15 protein-coding genes and 1 pseudogene are annotated in these 19,171 nt (G+C 70.7%); 3 read left to right on the forward strand and 13 right to left on the reverse strand.

Translation table 11 applies throughout. The features are described 5' to 3' along the window. The 6 genes from LE548_RS10875 to LE548_RS10900 all read right to left on the reverse strand — a co-directional run. On the reverse strand, positions 1-1,505 hold a 1,505-nt coding region (locus tag LE548_RS10875), incomplete at its 3' end, for a DUF4011 domain-containing protein (RefSeq protein WP_225096495.1). Positions 1,506-1,666: 161 nt separating this feature from the next. Then, on the reverse strand, positions 1,667-2,506 hold the full coding sequence (locus tag LE548_RS10880; protein ID WP_225096496.1) for a carbohydrate ABC transporter permease: 840 nt from the start codon (positions 2,504-2,506) through the stop codon (positions 1,667-1,669). Then, positions 2,503-3,855 (reverse strand): ABC transporter permease subunit, encoded by a 1,353-nt coding sequence (locus LE548_RS10885; RefSeq protein WP_225096497.1) that lies wholly within the window; start codon positions 3,853-3,855, stop codon positions 2,503-2,505. Before LE548_RS10885 ends, LE548_RS10880 begins: the two co-directional genes overlap by 4 nt. A gap of 11 nt (positions 3,856-3,866) precedes the next feature. Next, positions 3,867-5,192, reverse strand: coding sequence for an ABC transporter substrate-binding protein (locus LE548_RS10890; protein WP_225096498.1), 1,326 nt, complete (start codon positions 5,190-5,192; stop codon positions 3,867-3,869). 28 nt (positions 5,193-5,220) lie between these two features. Then, a complete protein-coding gene (locus LE548_RS10895) occupies positions 5,221-6,843 on the reverse strand; it encodes a glycoside hydrolase family 13 protein (protein WP_225096499.1) in 1,623 nt (540 codons plus the stop codon). 156 nt (positions 6,844-6,999) lie between these two features. After that, a complete protein-coding gene (locus LE548_RS10900; protein WP_225096500.1) occupies positions 7,000-8,271 on the reverse strand; it encodes an ABC transporter substrate-binding protein in 1,272 nt (423 codons plus the stop codon). Positions 8,272-8,394: 123 nt separating this feature from the next. Between LE548_RS10900 and LE548_RS10905 the strand changes: the two genes are divergently transcribed. The 3 genes from LE548_RS10905 to LE548_RS10915 are packed head-to-tail and all read left to right on the forward strand — an operon-like array spanning position 8,395 to position 11,950. After that, on the forward strand, positions 8,395-8,901 hold the full coding sequence (locus tag LE548_RS10905) for a PadR family transcriptional regulator (RefSeq protein WP_225096501.1): 507 nt from the start codon (positions 8,395-8,397) through the stop codon (positions 8,899-8,901). After that, positions 8,898-9,647, forward strand: coding sequence for an ABC transporter ATP-binding protein (locus LE548_RS10910; protein ID WP_225096502.1), 750 nt, complete (start codon positions 8,898-8,900; stop codon positions 9,645-9,647). The genes LE548_RS10905 and LE548_RS10910 overlap by 4 nt, the downstream gene beginning before the upstream one ends. Positions 9,648-9,667: 20 nt before the next feature. Continuing rightward, the gene (locus tag LE548_RS10915) at positions 9,668-11,950 is read left to right on the forward strand and encodes an FtsX-like permease family protein (RefSeq protein WP_225096815.1); all 2,283 of its coding nucleotides are present in this window, start codon (positions 9,668-9,670) and stop codon (positions 11,948-11,950) included. A gap of 75 nt (positions 11,951-12,025) precedes the next feature. Here the strand turns inward: LE548_RS10915 and pgi are convergent, their stop codons facing one another. The 7 genes and pseudogenes from pgi to LE548_RS10950 all read right to left on the reverse strand — a co-directional run. Then, on the reverse strand, positions 12,026-13,678 hold the full coding sequence (pgi, locus tag LE548_RS10920; protein WP_225096503.1) for a glucose-6-phosphate isomerase: 1,653 nt from the start codon (positions 13,676-13,678) through the stop codon (positions 12,026-12,028). 179 nt (positions 13,679-13,857) lie between these two features. Next, positions 13,858-14,193: an RNA polymerase-binding protein RbpA gene (locus tag LE548_RS10925; RefSeq protein WP_003957010.1), complete on the reverse strand. Its 336-nt coding sequence runs from the start codon at positions 14,191-14,193 to the stop codon at positions 13,858-13,860. A 217-nt stretch (positions 14,194-14,410) separates the two neighbouring features. Beyond that, positions 14,411-14,641: a preprotein translocase subunit SecG gene (gene secG, locus LE548_RS10930; RefSeq protein ID WP_225096816.1), complete on the reverse strand. Its 231-nt coding sequence runs from the start codon at positions 14,639-14,641 to the stop codon at positions 14,411-14,413. A gap of 114 nt (positions 14,642-14,755) precedes the next feature. Then, positions 14,756-15,532: a triose-phosphate isomerase gene (gene tpiA / locus LE548_RS10935; protein WP_225096504.1), complete on the reverse strand. Its 777-nt coding sequence runs from the start codon at positions 15,530-15,532 to the stop codon at positions 14,756-14,758. A gap of 6 nt (positions 15,533-15,538) precedes the next feature. Next, positions 15,539-16,750, reverse strand: coding sequence for a phosphoglycerate kinase (gene pgk, locus LE548_RS10940; protein WP_225096505.1), 1,212 nt, complete (start codon positions 16,748-16,750; stop codon positions 15,539-15,541). A gap of 134 nt (positions 16,751-16,884) precedes the next feature. Further along, positions 16,885-17,892 (reverse strand): type I glyceraldehyde-3-phosphate dehydrogenase, encoded by a 1,008-nt coding sequence (gene gap / locus LE548_RS10945; RefSeq protein WP_225096506.1) that lies wholly within the window; start codon positions 17,890-17,892, stop codon positions 16,885-16,887. Between the two features lie 353 nt (positions 17,893-18,245). Beyond that, positions 18,246-18,642 (reverse strand): annotated as a pseudogene (locus tag LE548_RS10950) (zinc carboxypeptidase); the annotation flags it as partial. Positions 18,643-19,171 lie beyond the last annotated feature (529 nt).

Genomic DNA, 19,171 nt, shown 5'->3' on the forward strand with positions numbered 1-19,171 from the left:
CGTCGCGACGGGGCGAACGTTGCCTGTTGCGGCACTAGGCCCCGCCAGGGGAAGGACTCACCCTCGGCGGCGGGGCGCCAGGCACGGGCGACCGTCTGGGCGGCGGTGGCGAGTTCCTGCAGGGCGCCGGCGGTCAGGGTGCGGACGACCTTGGCGTTCTCCGTGCCCAGCGGCAGGCCGGGGGTGTCGGACTGCTCCAGCAGCACCAGGCGGCCGAGGACGTCGTGCAGGCTGCGCCCCAGGGGTTCGCGGGTCTCGTTCATGGCGGCGGCGTACGCGGACAGGTCCGCGCGCAGCTTCCGGGCGCGCGCCAGCTCGTGCTCGGCGGCTCCGGTGACCCGGGCCTCGGTGGTGAGCACCCGGGCGAGTTCGGCGGCCACCGCCTTCTTGCTCGTGTCACCGCTGTGCAGTGCCATGACGAAGTCACCGAGCCCGACCCCGCGCAGCCGGTTGCGTACGACGTCGAGGGCGGCGGCCTTCTCGCTGACGAACAGCACGCTGCGGCCGGCATGCATGAGTGCGGCGATGAGGTTGGTGATGGTCTGGCTCTTGCCGGTGCCGGGCGGGCCGCTCATGACGAAGGACCGGTCGTCGAGGGCCGCGGCGATGCACTGCCGCTGTGAGGCGTCGGCGTCGAGGACGAGCGGGGTCTGCTCGGGCAGCTGGATGTCGTCGATGCGGTCCGCGTCGGGGGGTTCGAAGTCGATCAGGCCGTCGGGCAGGCCCGCATCGGGCCCGAGGGCGACGGCCCGCACCAGCGGATGGCCGAGGATCCGTTCCTCGTTCTGCTGGAGGTCCTGGTACATCGCCTCGCGGTGGGAGGCGAACAGCCCGAGGACCACGCGCTCCTCGACCGCCCACCCCTGCGGCCCGGCCGCGACCGACCGGGCCGCCGCGAGGACGCCGGACAGGTCGGCGGCGTCGGTCGCGGTGACGGGTGTCCAGTCGACGCCGAGCCGGTCCAGTTTCACCGCGAGCGCGGGGTTGTGGATGCGCTCCTGGTCCTCCGCCGGGTGCAGGCGGTAGCGGCGGTTGCCGTCCCTGCGCAGTTCGACGGGTACCAGGAGCAGGGGCGCGGCGCTGCTCTCGTGGGCGTCGGCCTCGCGCCAGTGGAGCATGCCGACGCCCAGCCAGAGCACCCACAGGCCGTAGTCGTTGTACATCTGGCCGGACTTCTGGCGCAGTTGGTAGAGCGAGGAGTCCAGCGCCGCCTGGGTGGTCTTCTGGGTGACGAGTCCCGGGCGGTGCGGCCGGCCGGTGGTCCCCTCCGCCGTGTCGCCGGCCTTCTCCAGGCCCACGCCCGGCGTCTTCTCCGGGACCGGCGCGAACTCCCATCCCCTGGCCAGGTCCGCGAGCAGCGCGTCGGCGCCGGGCGAGTCGATCTCCAGCGTGGCCGTTCTGGTGTGCCGGAAGTTCAGCAGCCGGTTGCGCCCGCCCATGTCCAGCAGAGAGTTCCGCCATCCGTCGAGGACGGTCTTCATCATGGTCGTGGGCTGCTGGGCCATGCGGTGGATACCTCCTGAGCGGGCGCAGGGGTGACCACCCTCCCCGGCCCCCCTGGAGGTATCTCCCTATCAGCTCACGCCATCTGACACGCCGGTTGATCGCCCAATGGCATGAATCCGTTGTGCAGCAGGCGTGTGCATGATGTGTGGTTCCGCTGCGCTCACTTGACGGATCCCGCCATCACGCCCTGTACGAAGTGCCGCTGGAAGGCGAAGAACACCACCACCGGCACGATCAGGGACAGAAACGCGCCCGGGGCCAGGACGTCGATGTTGCTGCCGAACTGGCGGATCTGGGACTGGAGTTCCACGGTCAGGGGCTGGGCGGAGCTGTCGGCGAAGAGCAGGGCGACCAGCATGTCGTTCCAGACCCAGAGGAACTGGAAGATCGCGAGGGAGGCGATCGCGGGGCGTCCCACCGGCAGGACCAGGCGGGTGAAGATGCGCCACTCGCTGCCGCCGTCCATCCGCGCCGCCTCCAGCATCTCCTTCGGCATCTCCGCGAAGTAGTTGCGCAGCAGGAACACCGCGAACGGCAGGCCGTAGGCGACGTGGAAGAGGACGACACCGGGGATGGTGCCGAACAGGCCCAGCGCGCCGAAGAGTTTGGCCACCGGCAGCAGGCCGATCTGCACCGGCACCACCAACAGGGCCACCACCAGCAGGAAGAGCGGCTCCCTGAGCGGGAAGTCCAGCCAGGCGAAGGCGTATCCGGCGAGGGCCGCGAGACCCACGACGAGCGTGGTGGCCGGCACCGAGATCAGTACCGTGTTCCAGAAGGCCTGGGTCATGCCGGAGTTCTTCAGCAGGGCCGAGTAGTTGTCGAAGGACAGCTGCCCGGGGCTCGTCAGGGCCGTCCACCAGCCGCCCTTCGCGGTGTCCTGGGACGACCGCAGCGAGGACACGAACAGTCCCGCCAGCGGGGTCAGCCAGATCAGGCCGATCACCACCAGGAAGGCCTGGACCAGGCCGTTGCCGAGCCCTCTCCTGACCGCGTTCATCGCTGACTCCTTCTGAATCGGCGGACGTTGAAGACCATCGCGGGGATCACCAGAAGCAGGAGCAGGACGCCCAGGGCACTGCCGAGGCCCTGGTTGTTGCCGCCCCCGAAGGACACCAGCCACATCTGGGTCGCGAGGACGGTGGCGTCCTCCTGCACCGGTCCGGGCGCGATGATGTAGACGAGGTCGAAGACCTTCATCACGTTGATCACGAGGGTCACGAAGACGACCGTCAGCACGGGGGCCAGCAGCGGCACGGTGATCCGGCGGAAGATCTGCCACTCGTTCGCGCCGTCCATCCGGGCCGCCTCCAGCGCGTCCCGGGGCAGGGTGGACAGCCCCGCGCCGATCAGCACCATCGCGAAGCCGGTCCAGATCCACAGGTACGCGCCGATGATCGCCGGTGTGACGAGGGCCGGGCCGAGCCAGGAGACACCCTGGTAGGGCTGGGCGAAGTCGGACTTCGGCAGCTTCACCGTGTACGAGCCCGCACGCAGCCCGGACAGGCGGAAGGAGCCGTCGGCGGCGGTCGTGGCGCTCGCGACCGTCCGGCCGTCGCGCAGCGCCTGGACCGTCATCCCGGGCAGGCCGCTCTCCTTCGGGTCGACCTTGCCCGGCCGGCCGCCCCCGCCGGGAGTGAAGTCCAGGTAGACGACTCCGCGCAGCTCACCGGGGGTGGCCTGCCGCGCGGCCGCCGGGTACGCGGGCGCGGCGTTCTTCGGCAGGTCCTTGGGCAGGACGCCGACCATGGGGAGCGCCACGGACCGGCCGGTGGAGGCGGTCGTACGGTACGAGCCGTCCCGGTCCTGGGTCAGCAGTCCGGCGCGCCCGCGGGCCGTCGGGTAGGCCGGCGTGCCCCGGAAGGCGTCGTGGACGGAGACCACGGCCGCGTTGAGCACGCCCTTGTTCGGGTCCTCGTCGTAGGCGAGGCGGAAGATGATGCCGGCGGCGAGGAAGGACACCGCCATCGGCATGAAGAGCAGCAGCTTGAAGGCGGTGGCCCAGCGGACCTTCTCCACCAGCACGGCCAGGATCAGGCCCAGACCGGTCAGCAGGGCCGGGGCCACGACGACCCAGACGGCGGTGTTGCGGATGGCCTTCAGGGTGGCCGGGTCGCGGAACATCTCGGTGTAGTTGCCGGCGCCGACGAACCGGGTGCCGGTGGCGTCGAAGAAGCTGCGGCCGACGGAGAACAGCACCGGGTAGACGACGAGCGCGCCGAGCAGGAGCAGCGCCGGGAAGACGAAGAGCAGGGCGATCAGCCGGGCGCGCCGCCGGCCGCGGCGCCCGCGCGCCACGCCGGCGGCCCGCGGGCCCGCCTGCTGTTTCAGGTAAGTGGTGGCGGTCATGATGCTGCCGTTCAGCCCTGGTAGGCCTTGGCCGCCGCGGCTTCGAGCCGCTCCGCGGTGCCCTTCGGGTCCGACGGGTCGCGCAGGAAGTCCTGGAGCAGCTTCCACTCCCCCGCGCCCTTGGTGCCGCCGAAGGCGGCGGGCGCCTGGTCGGACATGTCGAAGCGGACCGAATCACCCGCGTTCACAAGGGACTTGGCGGTGGCCCGGGTGACGTCGTCGCCGTACGCCGAGAAGTCGAGCTTCTTGTTCGGGGACAGGAAGCCGCCCGCCTTCGCCCAGACGGCCGCCGCCTCGGGGGTGGCCAGGTACTCCAGGAGCTTCATGCCGGCCGTGGCGTTCTTGCCGTCCTTGAGGACGACGGCCGCGTCACCGCCGCTGACCACCGGTGCCGTGCCGCCGTCGACCGCCGGGAAGGGGAAGAAGTTCGCGTCCTTGCCGATGGTCTTCCCGAACTGGTCGTGGGCGACCCCGGCCACGAAGTCGCCCTCGTAGACCATGCCGGCCTCGGGCTTGGGGCCGAACACCTTCTCCACCGAGCCGGGGAAGTCGGTGTTCAGTGCCTCCTTCTGGCCGCCCGCGACGAGCTGCTTGTCCTTGAACAGCTTGCCGAGCGTTCCCAGCGCCCTGACCACGCTCGCGTCGGTCCACTTCAGCTTGTGCGCGGCGAGGGCGTCGTACTTCTCGGGTCCGGCCTGGGAGAGGTAGATGTTCTCGAACCAGTCGGTGAGGGTCCAGCCGTCCTCACCGGCGACGGAGAAGGCGGCGAGCCCGGAGTCGGAGACGGTGTGCCCGGCCTTCAGCATCTCGTCGTACGTCGTCGGCGGCTTGACCCCGGCCTGGGCGAGCGCGTCGGGGCTGTACCAGACGGTGGACTTGTGGGCGGCCTTGAAGTAAAGGCCGTACAGGGTGCCGTCGACGCTGCCGTACTTCCGCCACACGGGCGCGTAGTCGGCGTCGACGGTCTGCCGGGCGGTGCCGGACAGGGGCTTCAGCCAGCCTTTCTTCGCGAACTGCTGGAGGACGCCGACCTGCGGGACCATCACGACGTCGGGGGCGTCGCCGCCCTCGATCTTGCTGCCGACGACGGTGGAGACGTTGTCGCCGGTGGACACGAACCGGGTCGTGGCGCCGGTCTTCGCGGTGAACGCGTCCAGCACCTTCTGGAAGTTCTTCTGCTCGGCTCCGGACCAGACGCCGGCCACGGTGACGGTCTGGCCGCTGAGCGCCTTGTCACCGCCGCCGGCCGAGACCGGCCCGCCGCCACAGGCGGTGGCGCCGAGCGCGAGGGCGAGGGCGGTGCAGCTGGTGAGCAGGGTGGTACGGCGTCGCATCATCGTCGATGTCCCTTCAAGAGGTGGTTGATCAGAGGTCGCTGAGCCACCAGGCGGCCGTGGAGCCGGGCAGGACGCCGGGCGGGCAGGGGCCGCTGGACAGCAGGGGGGTGCCGGAGACCGGCGCGGGGGCGGGGGCCGTGGTGAAGTTGACGGCGCAGACCAGGTCGTCGCCGCGGGCGAAGGCGAGGACACCGGGTGGGGTGTCCAGCCAGCGCAGCGTTCCCTCGCCCAACTGCGGGAGAGACCGCCGTAGTTGCAGGCCCTCGCGGTACAGGTGCCAGAAGGACCGGGTGTCGGCGAGGGCGCGGTCGGTGGCGTGCTCGGCGAACCAGTCGGGCTGCGGCAGCCAGGGCTGCACGCCCTCCGCGCCGGAGGTGAAGCCGAACGGCGAGGCCTGCCCGGACCAGGGCAGCGGCACCCGGCAGCCGTCCCGGACGCGGGCACGGCTGCCGGTGCGCCGGAAGATCGGGTCGGTGAGGACGTCGTCGGGCAGGTCGACGACCTCGGGCAGGCCCAGTTCCTCGCCCTGGTAGATGTACGCGGCTCCGGGCAGCGCCAGCATCAGCAGCGCGGCGGCGCGGGCACGGGCGGCGCCCAGGACAGGCCCTGGTCCGCTGCCCTGCGGGGTGGGTTCGCCGTAGCGGGTGACGGTGCGGACCTGGTCGTGGTTGTTGAGGACCCAGGTGACCGTGGAGCCGGTGCCGGCGATGTCCTGCATGGCCTCGGAGATGACCTTGCGGAAGGCGTCGGCGTCCCAGGGGGCGCCGAGCAGGTCGAAGAAGAAGGCCTGGTGGAGTTCGTCGGGGCGGACGTACAGGGCGTGTTCGCGGGCGGTGGGCACGGAGACCTCGCCGACGAGGAGGCGTTCACGGCCGTCGCGCTCCCGGTACTCCTCGCATGTCGCACGCCAGCGCCGCCATATGCCGTGCACCTCGGGCTGGTTCCAGGCGAGCGGGTTGACCGAGTCGCGGTTGCGGGCGTCGGCCTCGGGGTCGTCGGAGTCGGGCAGTTCGGGGTGCTTGAACAGGCCGGCGGCGACGTCGATGCGGAAGCCGTCCACGCCCCGGTCGAGCCAGAAGCGCAGGGTCCGGTCGAACTCGGCGGTGATCTCGGGATTGCGCCAGTTCCAGTCGGGCTGTTCGGGCGTGAACATGTGCAGGTACCACTGGCCGTCGCCGACTCTCGTCCACGCCGGGCCGCCGAACATGGCGTGCCAGTTGTTGGGCGGCTCGCCGCCGTCCGGGCCGCGGCCGTCGGCGAAGTGGAAGCGGGCGCGGGCCGGGCTGCCGGGCGCACTGTCCAGCGCCTCGCGGAACCAGGGGTGCTCGCTGGAGCAGTGGTTGGGGACGATGTCCAGGAGCACCTTGATGCCGAGCCGGTGGGCGGCCGCCATCAGCAGGTCGAACTCGGCGAGGTCGCCGAAGAGCGGGTCGACCCCGCGGTAGTCGGCCACGTCGTAGCCGTGGTCGTGCTGCGGCGAAGGATAGAACGGGCTCAGCCAGATCCCGTCGACGCCCAGCTTCTTCAGGTACGGCAGCCCCGCACGGACCCCGGCGAGATCGCCGACGCCGTCACCGGTGCTGTCCAGGAAGCTGCGGACGTAGACCTGGTAGATCACCGCGTCACGCCACCAGTGGTACTTACTCAGCATGCATGCATGTTAGGTAGGCGTGTCGCGAGAGTGTCAATGAAAAGAACGGAAGCTACTGGACAGTTGGGGGCGCAAATAGGGACTTATCCGTACATCCCAAGCAGAGATGAGATGTCCGCGTTACTTAACAAGTAACTAGATGGAGGAGTCGAGAGACTATCGACGGGCGATGGCGTCGAGCTCGCGCGCCAGCCGTCGCACGGCCTGCTCGGGCGTCTCGCGTCCGGTCAGAGCGCCGTGCACCACCGCCTGCACCACCAGGCTGACCTGGTCGTAGTGCGCGCTCTTGGGGCGCGGCGCGGCGGTGAGCACGGCGGTGCGCAGGGTCGGCAGATAGGGGAACTGCCGGATCAGCGCGGGATCCTGGTACAGCGCGGCGCGTACGGGCGGCAGCGCGCCCCGGACGAGCACCTGGCGCTGCACCTGCGCGCTGGTCAGGTAGGCGATCAGGCGTGCGGCCGAATCGGGATGCCGGGCATGGGTGTTGACCGCGAGGTTGGAGCCGCCGAGGACGCTCGTCCCCGGTCCGCCGGGCCCGGGCAGCGGTACGGCACCGATCTTCCCGGCGACCTTGGAGCCCTTGGCGGAGGCCACGGCATAGGCGTAGGGCCAGTTGCGCAGGAAGAGCAGCCTTCCGTCCTGGAAGGCCTGCTTGGACTCCTCTTCCTTCCAGGTAAGCGCCTGTTTCGGGATCCAGCCCTCGCGGACGCCGCGGGCGAGGAAACCGATGCCCTCGCGGGCGGCGGCCGAGTCGACGGTGACGCGCGTGCCCTCGTCGCCGAGGATGCTGCCGCCCGCCGAGTACACGGCCTCGGCCGCGTTGACGGTGAGGCCCTCGTAGGGCAGGAACTGGCCCGCGTAGCCGTCGAGGTGGTACTTCGGCGCGACGCTCTTCGCATCGCGCTCCAGCTCGGTCCAGGTGCGCGGCGGCGGCACGCCCTCCTCGGCGAGGACATCTTTGCGGTAGAGGAGAAGTCCGGCGTTCGTGACGTACGGGACCGCGTACAGGCGCCCGTCGTAGGTCGCCGTGTCCACGACCGGGGGCAGGAAGCTCTTGAGGGGGAACCGGTCGCGGGGCAGCGTGCGGATCCAGCCGGCCGCCGCGAACTCCGAGGTCCAGTTGACGTCGATGTTGAGGACGTCGAAGCGGCTCCGGTCGCCGCCGCGCAGGTCGGTCGTCATCTGCGCATACGTTTCGTCGGCCGAGTCCGGCAGCTCGACGAGGGTGACCTTCTCGCCGGGGTGGGTGCGGTTCCAGCCCTGGAGCAGCGGGCCGAGGTAGCCGGTGAGGTCGCCGGCGGTGGCCAGGGTGAGCGGGCCGCGTCCACCGCCCGCGCCCTCGCCGGCGCCGATGCCGGAGGTGACGTACCCGGTCGTGATCACGACGAGGACGAGGAGGCCCCTACCGGCGGCGCGTATCCACCGCATAGGTTCCTCCTTGCACACCGGCTCCGGGCACCCTCGCCCGGGGTCAGAGGCCATGTATACCTGTTAGGTATGCGGGATACTAGGGCCTGGAGCACATGGTGACAGGACAGGAGGACAGCTCGCGTGCGCCTTGCCCTCCTGGCACTCCTCGCCCGCGGCCCGGCCCACGGCTATGAGCTGAAGCAGGACCTTGAGCAACTGCTGGGCTCCGCGTACCCTCAGCCGAACGTCGGCCAGATCTACGTCACCCTCGGCCGCCTGGAGAAGTCCGGGCTCATCGAGGGCGAGGACGTCGAGCAGTCCAGCCGGCCCAACAAGAAGGTCTACCACCTCACCGACGCCGGGCGGGAGGCGCTGCACGCCTGGTTCGAGGAAACCGAGGACGAGCCGCGGGTGCGGGACGAGTTCTTCATGAAGCTCGCCCTCGCCTCGCAGACAGGTCTCGCCGACCAGATCGCCCTCATCAACAAGCAGCGGCGTCAGTACCTCAACACCATGCGCACCCTGTCGAAACTGGCCGCGGCCGAGAACCGGGACAACCGAATCGCCCATCTGCTGATCGAGGGCGCGATGCTGCATCTCCAGGCCGACCTCGACTGGCTGGAACGGTGCCAGGAGGAACTGGAATGAGCGAGGACACCGTCCCGGTCCTTCGGGCCGCGGGCCTGGTCAAGACCCACCACGGCGAGGGCGCGCCCGCGCACGCCGTCCGCGGCGTCGACCTGAGCGTGGCCCGGGGCGAGTTCGTTGCGATCACCGGCCCGTCCGGCGCCGGGAAGTCGACGCTGCTGCACCTGCTGGGCGGGCTCCAGCGGCCGGACGAGGGCAGTATCTGGCTGGACGGCCGGTGCACGGACTCCTTCAGCGAGGCTCGCTGGGCGGTGGAGCGACGGAAGGCCATCGGTTTCGTCTTCCAGTTCTTCAACCTGGTGTCGAACCTGTCCGTCGCCGACAACGTCGAACTGCCCGCCCTGCTGGCCGGGGTCCCGCCCAAGCGGGCCCGTGCCGAGCGCGAGACGCTCCTGGCCGAGCTGGGGCTGGAGGGCAAGGAGCGCAGCATGCCGGGCGAGCTGTCCGGCGGTGAGCAGCAGCGGGTCGCCCTCGCCCGGGCGCTGGTCAACCATCCGCCGCTGCTGCTGGCCGACGAGCCCGCGGGCAGCCTCGACAGCAAGGGCACGCGCGAGGTGATGCGGCTGCTGTCCCGCTTCCATGGGCGCGGCCAGACGATCGTGCTGGTCACGCATGACGCCCGGCTGGCGAGCGCCGCCGACCGGGTGATCAGCTTCTTCGACGGCCGGATAGCCGACGACGCCACCCTGGACGACACGCCGGCCCGCCCGAGCGGCATCTCCGGTGTGCTGGAGCTGAAGGACTGACCGTGCTGGATCTCAGGGACGTGCGGGCCACCCTGCGCTGGGCACACTCCGATCTGCGCACGCACCGCGGCGAGGCGCTGTTCCTCGTGCTGGCCACCGCCGGCATCATCGCCTCGCTGCTGCTGGCCGCCGCCCTGTTCGGCTACGCCACCAACCCCTGGCAGCGGACCTTCGCCGAGGCGCGCGGGGCACATGTGTGGATCCACACCGCGTCGTCCGCGGACACCGGCGCACTCGCCCGGCTGGACGGCGTCACGTCCGTCGCCGGTCCCTATCGCACCGAGTCCGTCACCGTCGCCTCGCGCGGCACCCGCGCCTCCGTGGAGCTGCGCGGCACCCCGAAGCTGCCCTCCGTCGGACGGCCGCTGCTCACCGCCGGGCACTGGCTGGATCCGGCCGAGCCGGACGGCGTGGTGCTGGAGAGCGGCCTGGCCCGCGCCCTGCTGGCCGAGCCCGGAGACACCCTGGCGCTGCCCGGCACCGCCCGCACGCTGACCGTCGAGGGCATCGCCGACAGCGCCGAGCCCGGCTACAGCCCCGGTGAGCAGCCCGGTCTGGTCTGGGCCCTGCCGTCGGCGGTCCGGGCGCCCGGCGGCCAGGTCATCGGGCTGCGGCTCGGCGATCCGGCCGACACGGACTACGCGGTGCAGCGTGCCGTCACCGTGCTCGGCGCGGGCGCGATCGGCCAGGTCTCCACCTGGCAGCAGGCGCGCGCCGCGGCACAGGGCGACAACCGGCTGCTCGGGCAGGTGCTCGGCCTGTTCGGGCTCGGCGCACTGATCGCCGCCGGACTCGCCGTGCACGGGGCGATCGCCACCCGGATCCGCGGTCATCTGCGGGACCTGTCGGTGCTGAAGGCGATCGGCTTCACCCCTGGCCAGGTCGTACGGATCTTCCTGCTCCAGCACCTCGCCTACGCCCTGCTCGGTGCCGTGGCCGCCGCCGCGCTCACCGAGACGCTGGGCAGCCGGATCCCCGGGCGGCTCGGCGATGCCGTGGGCGTGTGGCAGGGGCTGCCGGGGCACGCCGTGGCGCTGCTGGTGGTGCCCGTGGGCGCGGTGCTGTTCATCGGTCTGACCACGGGCCTCGCGGCCTGGCGGGCCGGCCGGGTGCCGCCGGTTCCGGTGCCGCGCCCGGCCGTGGCAGCGGGCGGCCGGTTCACCGGCCCGGCCCGGCGGGCGCTCGGGCTGCGGCTGCCGGCCGCGCTGGTCCTCGGCTGCCACAAGGTCGTCACCGGGCGCGGACGGTCGCTGGCCACCGTGGCCCGGCTGGCCCTGCCGATGCTGCTGATCGTGGTGGCGCTCAGCGCGTGGACCACGATCGACCGCTTCCACACCAGCCCGGCCCGCGTCGGTCTGCCCACCTCGCTCACCGTCCGCACGGACGGGGTGCCGGCCCCGGCGCAGCTGCGGTCCCTGCTGGCCGGCGACCCCCGCGTGGCCGCCGCCTATCCCGGGGTCGAGCTGGCCGCGCTGGTGCCCGGGCAGACCGGGACCATCGCCCTGCGCGGCCTCGGCACCGACACTCGGCCCTACCCCTGCGCCCTCGCCGAGGGCCGGGCCGCGCACGGACCGGACGAGGCGGTGGCCGGGCAGGGGCTGCTGGACCTGCTGCACGCGCGGGTCGGCGACTGGGTGCGGATGATGGTCGGCGACCGGCCGCAGATCCTGCACATCGTCGGCCGCAGCATCGAACCGCAGAACACCGGCCGGGTCGTGACGGCCTCCCTGGACACCCTCCGCGAGAACGACCCGGGACTCGCCCCGGCCTTCTACGAGCTGCGGCTGCGCCCCGGCGCCGACCCGCACCGCGTGGCCGCCGCGCTCGCCGCGGCCGGCCGGGGCCACCTGGACGTGCACGCCGTGCCGAACCCGGCCGACGGGCTGTCCCCGCTGCGCGGTGTCGTCGCCGGCCTGATCGCCGTGCTCGCCCTCATCGGGCTGGTCGAACTGCTGACCGCGATCGGCGGCAGCGTCCGCGAGGGCGAGCGGGACGTGCTCGCCCTGAAGGCGATCGGCATGTCCCCACGGCAGATCACCGCCATCACCGTGACGGCGACGAGCTGTACGGCCCTGGCCTCGACGCTCGCCGCCACGGCCCTCGGCCTGCCGCTGGCCCGCCGGCTCATCGACGCCCAGGGCGCCTCCAGCGGCATCGGCGCGGGGATCGCCCGGTCCCCGTCGCCCGGGCTGCTGCTCGCGCTGGGCTCGGCCGCCGTGCTGGGTGCGGCCGCGCTCGCCGCGCTCCCCGCCGCCCGCGCGGCACGCGGACGGCTCGCGGACACGCTGAGCGCGGTGGCCTGAGCGGGGCCCGGCCGTGCGCGGACCCCGCGGTCGACGGCCGTCGGAGTTCCGGCCGTCCCAGGGCTTGCGTGCCGGTCAGCTACGGCCGCGCAGCTCGCGGTACTTGGCGACCAGTTCCCTGGTCGACGCGTCCAGGCCGGGCACCTCCGCGCCTTCCGTCAGCGCCGGTTCCACCCGCTTGGCGAGGACCTTGCCGAGCTCGACGCCCCACTGGTCGAAGGAGTCGATGTTCCACACGGCGCCCTGGACGAACACCTTGTGCTCGTAGAGGGCGACGAGCTGGCCGAGGACGGACGGGGTGAGTTCCCGGGCCAGGATGGTCGTGGTCGGCCGGTTGCCCTGGAAGGTCTTGTGCGGGACCAGTTCCTCGGCGACGCCCTCAGCGCGGACCTCCTCGGCGGTCTTGCCGAAGGCGAGGGCCTGGGTCTGGGCGAAGAAGTTCGCCATCAGCAGGTCGTGCTGCGCCTTGAGCCGGCCGCTCAGCTCGGCCACCGGCTCGGCGAAGCCGATGAAGTCCGCCGGGATCAGCTTGGTGCCCTGGTGGATCAACTGGTAGTACGCGTGCTGCCCGTTGGTGCCGGGCGTGCCCCACACCACCGGCCCGGTCTGCCAGTCGACCTGCTTGCCGTCCCGCGCCACGTACTTGCCGTTGGACTCCATGTCCAGCTGCTGGAGATAGGCGGTGAAGCGGGAGAGATAGTGGCTGTACGGCAGGACCGCGTGCGACTGGGCGTCGTGGAAGTTGTCGTACCAGATGCCCAACAGGCCCAGCAGCAGCGGGACGTTGGTCTCGGCGGGGGCGGTGCGGAAGTGGTCGTCGACCAGCCGGAAGCCGTCCAGCATCTCGCGGAAGCGGTCCGGGCCGACGGCGATCATCAGGGAGAGGCCGATCGCGGAGTCGTACGAGTAGCGCCCGCCGACCCAGTCCCAGAACTCGAACATGTTGGCCGTGTCGATGCCGAACTCGGCCACCTTCTCGGCATTCGTGGACAGCGCCACGAAGTGCTTGGCCACCGCCGAGTCGGCACCGAGCGCGTCCAGCACCCACTGCCGGGCGGAGGTGGCGTTGGTGATCGTCTCGATGGTGGTGAAGGTCTTGGAGGCGATGATGAACAGCGTCTCGGCCGGGTCGAGGTCGCGGGTGGCCTCGTGCAGGTCGGCGCCGTCGACGTTGGAGACGAAGCGGACCGTGAGGGCGCGGTCGGTGAAGGCGCGCAGCACCTCGTAGGCCATCGCGGGGCCGAGGTCGGAGCCGCCGATGCCGACGTTGACAACGTTCTTGATGCGCTTGCCGGTGTGGCCGGTCCAGGCGCCGGAGCGGACGCGGTCGGCGAAGTCGCTCATCTTGTCGAGGACGGCGTGCACCTTGGGCACGACGTTCTCGCCGTCGACCTCGATCACCGCGTCCCGCGGGGCGCGCAACGCGGTGTGGAGTACGGCGCGGTCCTCGGTGACGTTGATCTTCTCGCCGCGGAACATGGCGTCCCGCAGACCGAACACGTCCGTGGCGGCGGCCAGCTCGCGCAAGAGCCGCAGCGTCTCGTCGGTGACCAGGTGCTTCGAGTAGTCGATGTAGAGGTCACCGACCTGGAGCGTGTACCCCGCGCCGCGCCCGGGATCGGCGGCGAACAGCTCCTTGAGATGGGTGTCGGCCAGCTCTTCGCGGTGCTTGGCGAGAGCGGCCCACTCGGGCGTCTGGTTGAGCCTGGTCCGGCCGTCTGCGTTCATGTGCGACCTCAGCCTTCCTTCGTGCACCTGTCCTGCTGCGTTCCTTGTCCCGCTGCCGGTCCCAACCTAGTTGATCAGGGCAGAGGAGGAGCGGACGCGACGCTGTCCACAGGGACAACAACAGGTGCACCCGGACGGCTCCGGCCAGGCACCCTGGGGCACCTGGCCGGCCGTAACTCCTAGATCTCGCCCCGCAGTTTGGCGAGCGCCTCGGCGAGGATCGCCTCGCCGTCCGCGTCGCTGCGCCGCTCCCGCACATAGGCGAGGTGCGTCTTGTAGGGCTCGGTGCGCGGCGGGTCCGGCGGGTTGTCCCGGTCCTGGCCGGCGGGGAAGCCGCAGCGCGGGCAGTCCCACGTGTCGGGCACCTGTGCGTCGCTGGCGAAGCTGGGCTGCGTCTCGTGCCCGTTGGAGCACCAGAAGGAGATGCGCAGACGCGGCGCGGACTCGCCACGCTCGGCCTCGCCCATCGGCCCCGCCCCGACCCGGCTTCCTCGGATCGCGTTGCCACTTGCCACGGTCGTAACTCCCTGCGTGATGGTGCCGCGAAGCGAGTCGGCGTTTCGCTTCGCTGCGAGCGCCTCAGTCTACGTAAGGCCCAACGCGCGTCCAGTCATTGGAGTTACAAGCCCCACACCCAGACGCAAGCCCCATGATAGGCCGCGCTCAGGAGCGCGTACCGAACATGGGGCCTTACGTACCGAATATGCGTGATGTGTGCGCTGTGCGGAAGTGTCAGCCGTTCGACTTCATCAGGATGCCGAGGACGATGATGCACGCGAACCACAGCAGGCCGATCACGATGGTGATCCGGTCGAGGTTGCGCTCGGCGACCGAGGAGCCGCCGACGGACGACTGCATGCCGCCACCGAACATGTCGGAGAGGCCGCCGCCCTTTCCCTTGTGCATCAGCACCAGCAGCATCAGCAGCAGGCTGAAGACGATCAGGGCGATCGAGAACCCCAAAACCACGGCTGGACCAACTTCCTCGGATTCGGATGGACGACGGGGGCACAGCACCTCGGCTGTGCCCCCGCAAGAGTACGACGTATCGCCGCTACCGCCTACTCACCGCGGGCGTCACTGATCGCGGAAGCGCACGATCTTGACGAACTCGTCGGCGTCCAGCGAGGCACCGCCGACCAGGGCGCCGTCGATGTCGGCCTGCGCCATGATCTCCGCGACGTTGCCCGCCTTGACGGAGCCGCCGTACTGGATGCGGATCTTGTCGGCCACGTCCTGCGAGTACAGCTCGGCGAGCTTGGCGCGGATGGCGGCGCAGACCTCCTGCGCGTCCTCGGCGCCGCAGACCTTGCCGGTGCCGATGGCCCACACGGGCTCGTAGGCGATCACGATGGTCTCGGCCTGCTCGGCCGGGAGGTCCTTCAGACCGCCCTCGACCTGGGCGAGGGTGTGGCCGACGTGGTTGCCCGCCTCGCGGACGTCCAGCTCCTCACCGACGCACAGGATCGGGGTGATGCCGTGCTTGTAGGCGGCCTTGACCTTGGCGTTCACGAGCTCGTCGGTCTCGTGGTGGTACTGACGGCGCTCGGAGTGGCCGATGGCCACGAACGTGCACTTCAGCTTGGCGAGCATGGCACCGGAGATCTCCCCGGTGTAGGCGCCGGACTCGTGCTGCGAGATGTCCTGGGCGCCGTACTTGATCTTGTACTTGTCGCCCTCGACCACGGTCTGCACGGAGCGCAGGTCGGTGAAGGGCGGCAGGACGGCGACCTCGACGGCCTCGTAGTCCTTGTCGGACAGGGCGAAGGCGAGCTTCTGGACGTGTGCGATGGCCTCAAGGTGGTTGAGGTTCATCTTCCAGTTGCCCGCCATCAGCGGCGTGCGAGTGGTCATGCGGGGTCAGTCCTCCAGTGCGGCGAGGCCGGGGAGCGTCTTGCCCTCAAGGTATTCGAGGGAGGCGCCGCCACCGGTCGAGATGTGTCCGAACGCCTTCTCGTCGAAGCCGAGCGTACGCACGGCCGCGGCCGAGTCGCCGCCGCCGACGACGGTGAAGCCGTCCGAGTCGAGGAGGGCCTGGGCCACGGCCCGGGTGCCTCCGGCGTAGTCGGGGTGTTCGAAGACGCCCATGGGACCGTTCCAGAAGACGGTCGCGGCGTCGGTGAGCTTCGAGGCGTACAGCTCTCGGGTCTTCGGGCCGATGTCCAGGCCCTCCTGGTCGGCGGGGATCTTGTCCGCGTCGACCACGGTGTAGTCGGCCGGCGCCTTGGTCTTCAGGTCCGGGAACTCCCGGGCGACCAGGACGTCGACAGGGAGCACCAGCTCGACGCCCTGCTTCTCGGCGCGCTCCATGTACTCCGTGACGGCCGGGATCTGGTCCTCCTGCAGGAGGGAGATGCCGACCTCGTAGCCCTTGGCCCTGAGGAAGGTGTAGGCCATGCCGCCGCCGATGAGGAGACGGTCGGCCTTGCCGAGCAGCTGGTCGATGACGGCGAGCTTGTCGGAGACCTTGGCACCGCCGAGCGCGACGACGTAGGGGCGCTGGACGTCCTCGGTGAGCTTCTTCAGGACGCCGACCTCGGTGGCGATGAGGTGGCCGGCGTAGTGCGGCAGCCTCTTCGGCAGGTCGAAGACGGAGGCGTGCTTGCGGTGCACGGCACCGAATCCGTCACCGACGTAGACGTCGGCGAGGGCGGCGAGCCGGTCGGCGAACTCGCCGCGCTCGGTGTCGTCCTTGGACGTCTCGCCGGCGTTGAAGCGCAGGTTCTCGATGACCGCGACCTGGCCGGGCTGGAGGCCGTCGACGGCGTCGTGGGCGGCGGGGCCGACGGTGTCCTGGGCGAAGGCGACCGGGGCGCCGAGCAGTTCACCGAGGCGTTCGGCGGCGGGCAGCAGCGAGAACGCGGGGTCCGGGGCACCCTTCGGGCGGCCCAGGTGCGAGGCGACGACCACCTTGGCGCCGGCGTCCGCCAGGGCCTTGACGGTGGGCAGGACGGCGCGGATACGGCCGTCGTCGGTGATGGTGGTGCCGTCCAGCGGCACGTTGAGGTCGGCGCGGACGAAAACCCGCTTACCGCTCACGCCGTCGGCGAGAAGTTCGTCGATCGTCTTCATTGAGTGGACTCCTGAGGAGGGCTCGTGGTGCACCTGATCGTAAAAGGACGTGGTCCGGGCGCAGGACAGGGCCCGGACAGCGCGGCGGTGCGCTGCCCGAGCCCTGCTCTCACTTCAAGACCTTGCTGCGACGATCAGAGCTGGCCGCCGACGAAGACCGTGAGGTCCACGAGGCGGTTGGAGTAGCCCCACTCGTTGTCGTACCAGCCGATGACCTTCACGTTCTTGCCCTCCTGGACCATGGTCAGGGAGGAGTCGAAGGTGCAGGACGCCGGGGCGTTGACGATGTCCGAGGAGACGATCGGGTCCTCGGTGTAGTCGAGGAGGCCCTTCAGCTCGCCCTCGGCGGCCTTCTGGAAGGCGGCGTTGACCTCTTCCTTGGTGACCTCGCGGCCGAGCTCGACGACCAGGTCGGTGACCGAGCCGGTCGGGACCGGGACGCGCATGGCGATGCCGTCCAGCTTGCCCTTGAGCTGCGGCAGGACCAGGGCGGTGGCCTTGGCGGCACCGGTGGTGGTCGGGATGATGTTCTCGGCGGCGGCGCGGGCGCGGCGCAGGTCCTTGTGCGGGAAGTCCAGGATGCGCTGGTCGTTGGTGTACGCGTGCACCGTGGTCATCAGACCCTTGACGATGCCGAAGTTCTCGTCCAGGACCTTCGCCATCGGGGCCACACAGTTGGTGGTGCAGGAGGCGTTGGAGATGACGTGGTGGTTCGCCGCGTCGTACTTGTCCTGGTTGACGCCCATCACGATGGTGATGTCCTCGTCCTTGGCCGGAGCCGAGATGAGGACCTTCTTGGCGCCGCCGGCGAGGTGCTTCTCGGCGTCCGCCTTGTTGGTGAAGATGCCGGTCGACTCGATGACGATGTCGACGCCCAGCTCACCCCAGGGGATGTCGGCCGGGTTGCGCTCGGAGAGCACCTTGATGGTGTGACCGTCGACGGTGATGGTGTCGGCGGTGTGGGAGACCTCAGCCTTGAGGCGACCCAGGATCGTGTCGTACTTGAGCAGGTGCGCGGTGGTCGCCGTGTCACCCAGGTCGTTGACAGCCACAACCTCGATGTCAGCACCCTGCTCCAGCAGCGCGCGGAAGTAGTTACGCCCGATGCGGCCGAAGCCGTTGATGCCTACGCGGATCGTCACGAACCGATCTCCTCGTTGGTACGCCGGCCATGCGGTGCCGGCGAGCTCTGTTTGGGATGTCCCCGACCACCACCGACCCTACCCCGCTGCGGGCCCCGGGGTGACATCGAGATGGCCCATACACGGGCAGGCGTTCCGTACCCGCCAGTAGAGGTACGGACCGCCTCGGATCAGCAGTTGATTCACCCATATTCGGTAGGGAATGCCCGGCGGTTTTTACGCTCCGTTCACTCGTTCGTGAGCGCGTCGGCTCACTTGATCAGGGCTCGACGGGGCCCGTTTCGCGCACCGTTGAGAGGCCTCCCGCTCACCTGTTGGAACAAGGCGAGCGGGATCTGTCAACGTGGCGCCCCTCACGCGCCCAGCGCGGCGAACGCCGTCCGCAGCAGGGCCGTCCGGCCGGCCGCCGACGGCACCTGCTCCGGACCGAACCGAGCAGCACGGTGTCGTCCGTGGTCACCGCCCTCAGGTCCGGTGCAGCGCCCCGGTACGTGTCCAGTCCTTCAGTGCGGCCGGGCTGCCCGGGGGCGGTCCGGGCATGCGCCAGGCGCCCAGGGAGGTCTCGAAGCCCTCGCCCTGCTTCGCCGTGCCGCCGGTCATGAGCGCGACGTCGTCGCCGGGCTCGGTGCCCCACATCAGCCGGGTGCTCAGGGCCGGCTCGTCGGCCGCGTCGACCCCGGTGAGGTCGACGGAGCGGGTGAGCCGCTGGTAGGCGTGGTCGGTGTGCACGGCGGCGGCCGCACCGGCGCCCCGCCGCTCACGGCCGGGGCTCTCGGCGTCGTCGTACATCCGTGGGCGCCCAGGGAGTAGTGGGTCCACCGTTCCGTCACCGGAGTGACGGAACGTGCGCTACGGACACCGCCGGCTGCGCTGCGTCGTACGCCTCCAACTGCCGAGGACGTACGCCTCCAACTGCCGAGGAAGCAGAGGCGGTGGCGGTGCGTGCAGGTACCGTGCACCGGCACGCCCCGAACGGTCTTGGGCACACCGGTCATCCGCTTTCGCGTCCCGGGCGGCGACCAGGATCGCGCCCGTGGTCCGAGCCGGGCGGGCGAAGTCCCCCACGACCTGACCACGTGGGCGCGGCCAGAGGCGGCGAAGAGGCCCTGACCCATCTCGCCGACGCAACAGGGACCCGCTCGCCGGCGCCGAACCCAACGTGCCAGACCGCTCAGCGATGCTGTCCCGGCCCAGTCAAAGCCCCGCAAGCTTCTGATGCAGGCCATCACACGATCGAGCTCACGCGGCCTCGCACACGCACGTGTGCCTCATGGACGCG

The sequence above is a fragment of the Streptomyces sp. CoH27 genome, assembly GCF_020181035.1.
Taxonomy (GTDB): domain Bacteria; phylum Actinomycetota; class Actinomycetes; order Streptomycetales; family Streptomycetaceae; genus Streptomyces; species Streptomyces camelliae.

Coding starts and splice junctions, on each gene's coding strand:
- LE548_RS10880 (WP_225096496.1), bottom strand. CDS start 2,506: ATGAACGCGGTCAGGAGAGGGCTCGGCAACGGCCTGGTCCAGGCCTTC.
- LE548_RS10885 (WP_225096497.1), bottom strand. CDS start 3,855: ATGACCGCCACCACTTACCTGAAACAGCAGGCGGGCCCGCGGGCCGCC.
- LE548_RS10890 (WP_225096498.1), bottom strand. CDS start 5,192: ATGATGCGACGCCGTACCACCCTGCTCACCAGCTGCACCGCCCTCGCC.
- LE548_RS10895 (WP_225096499.1), bottom strand. CDS start 6,843: ATGCTGAGTAAGTACCACTGGTGGCGTGACGCGGTGATCTACCAGGTC.
- LE548_RS10900 (WP_225096500.1), bottom strand. CDS start 8,271: ATGCGGTGGATACGCGCCGCCGGTAGGGGCCTCCTCGTCCTCGTCGTG.
- LE548_RS10910 (WP_225096502.1), top strand. CDS start 8,898: ATGAGCGAGGACACCGTCCCGGTCCTTCGGGCCGCGGGCCTGGTCAAG.
- pgi (WP_225096503.1), bottom strand. CDS start 13,678: ATGAACGCAGACGGCCGGACCAGGCTCAACCAGACGCCCGAGTGGGCC.
- tpiA (WP_225096504.1), bottom strand. CDS start 15,532: ATGACCACTCGCACGCCGCTGATGGCGGGCAACTGGAAGATGAACCTC.
- pgk (WP_225096505.1), bottom strand. CDS start 16,750: ATGAAGACGATCGACGAACTTCTCGCCGACGGCGTGAGCGGTAAGCGG.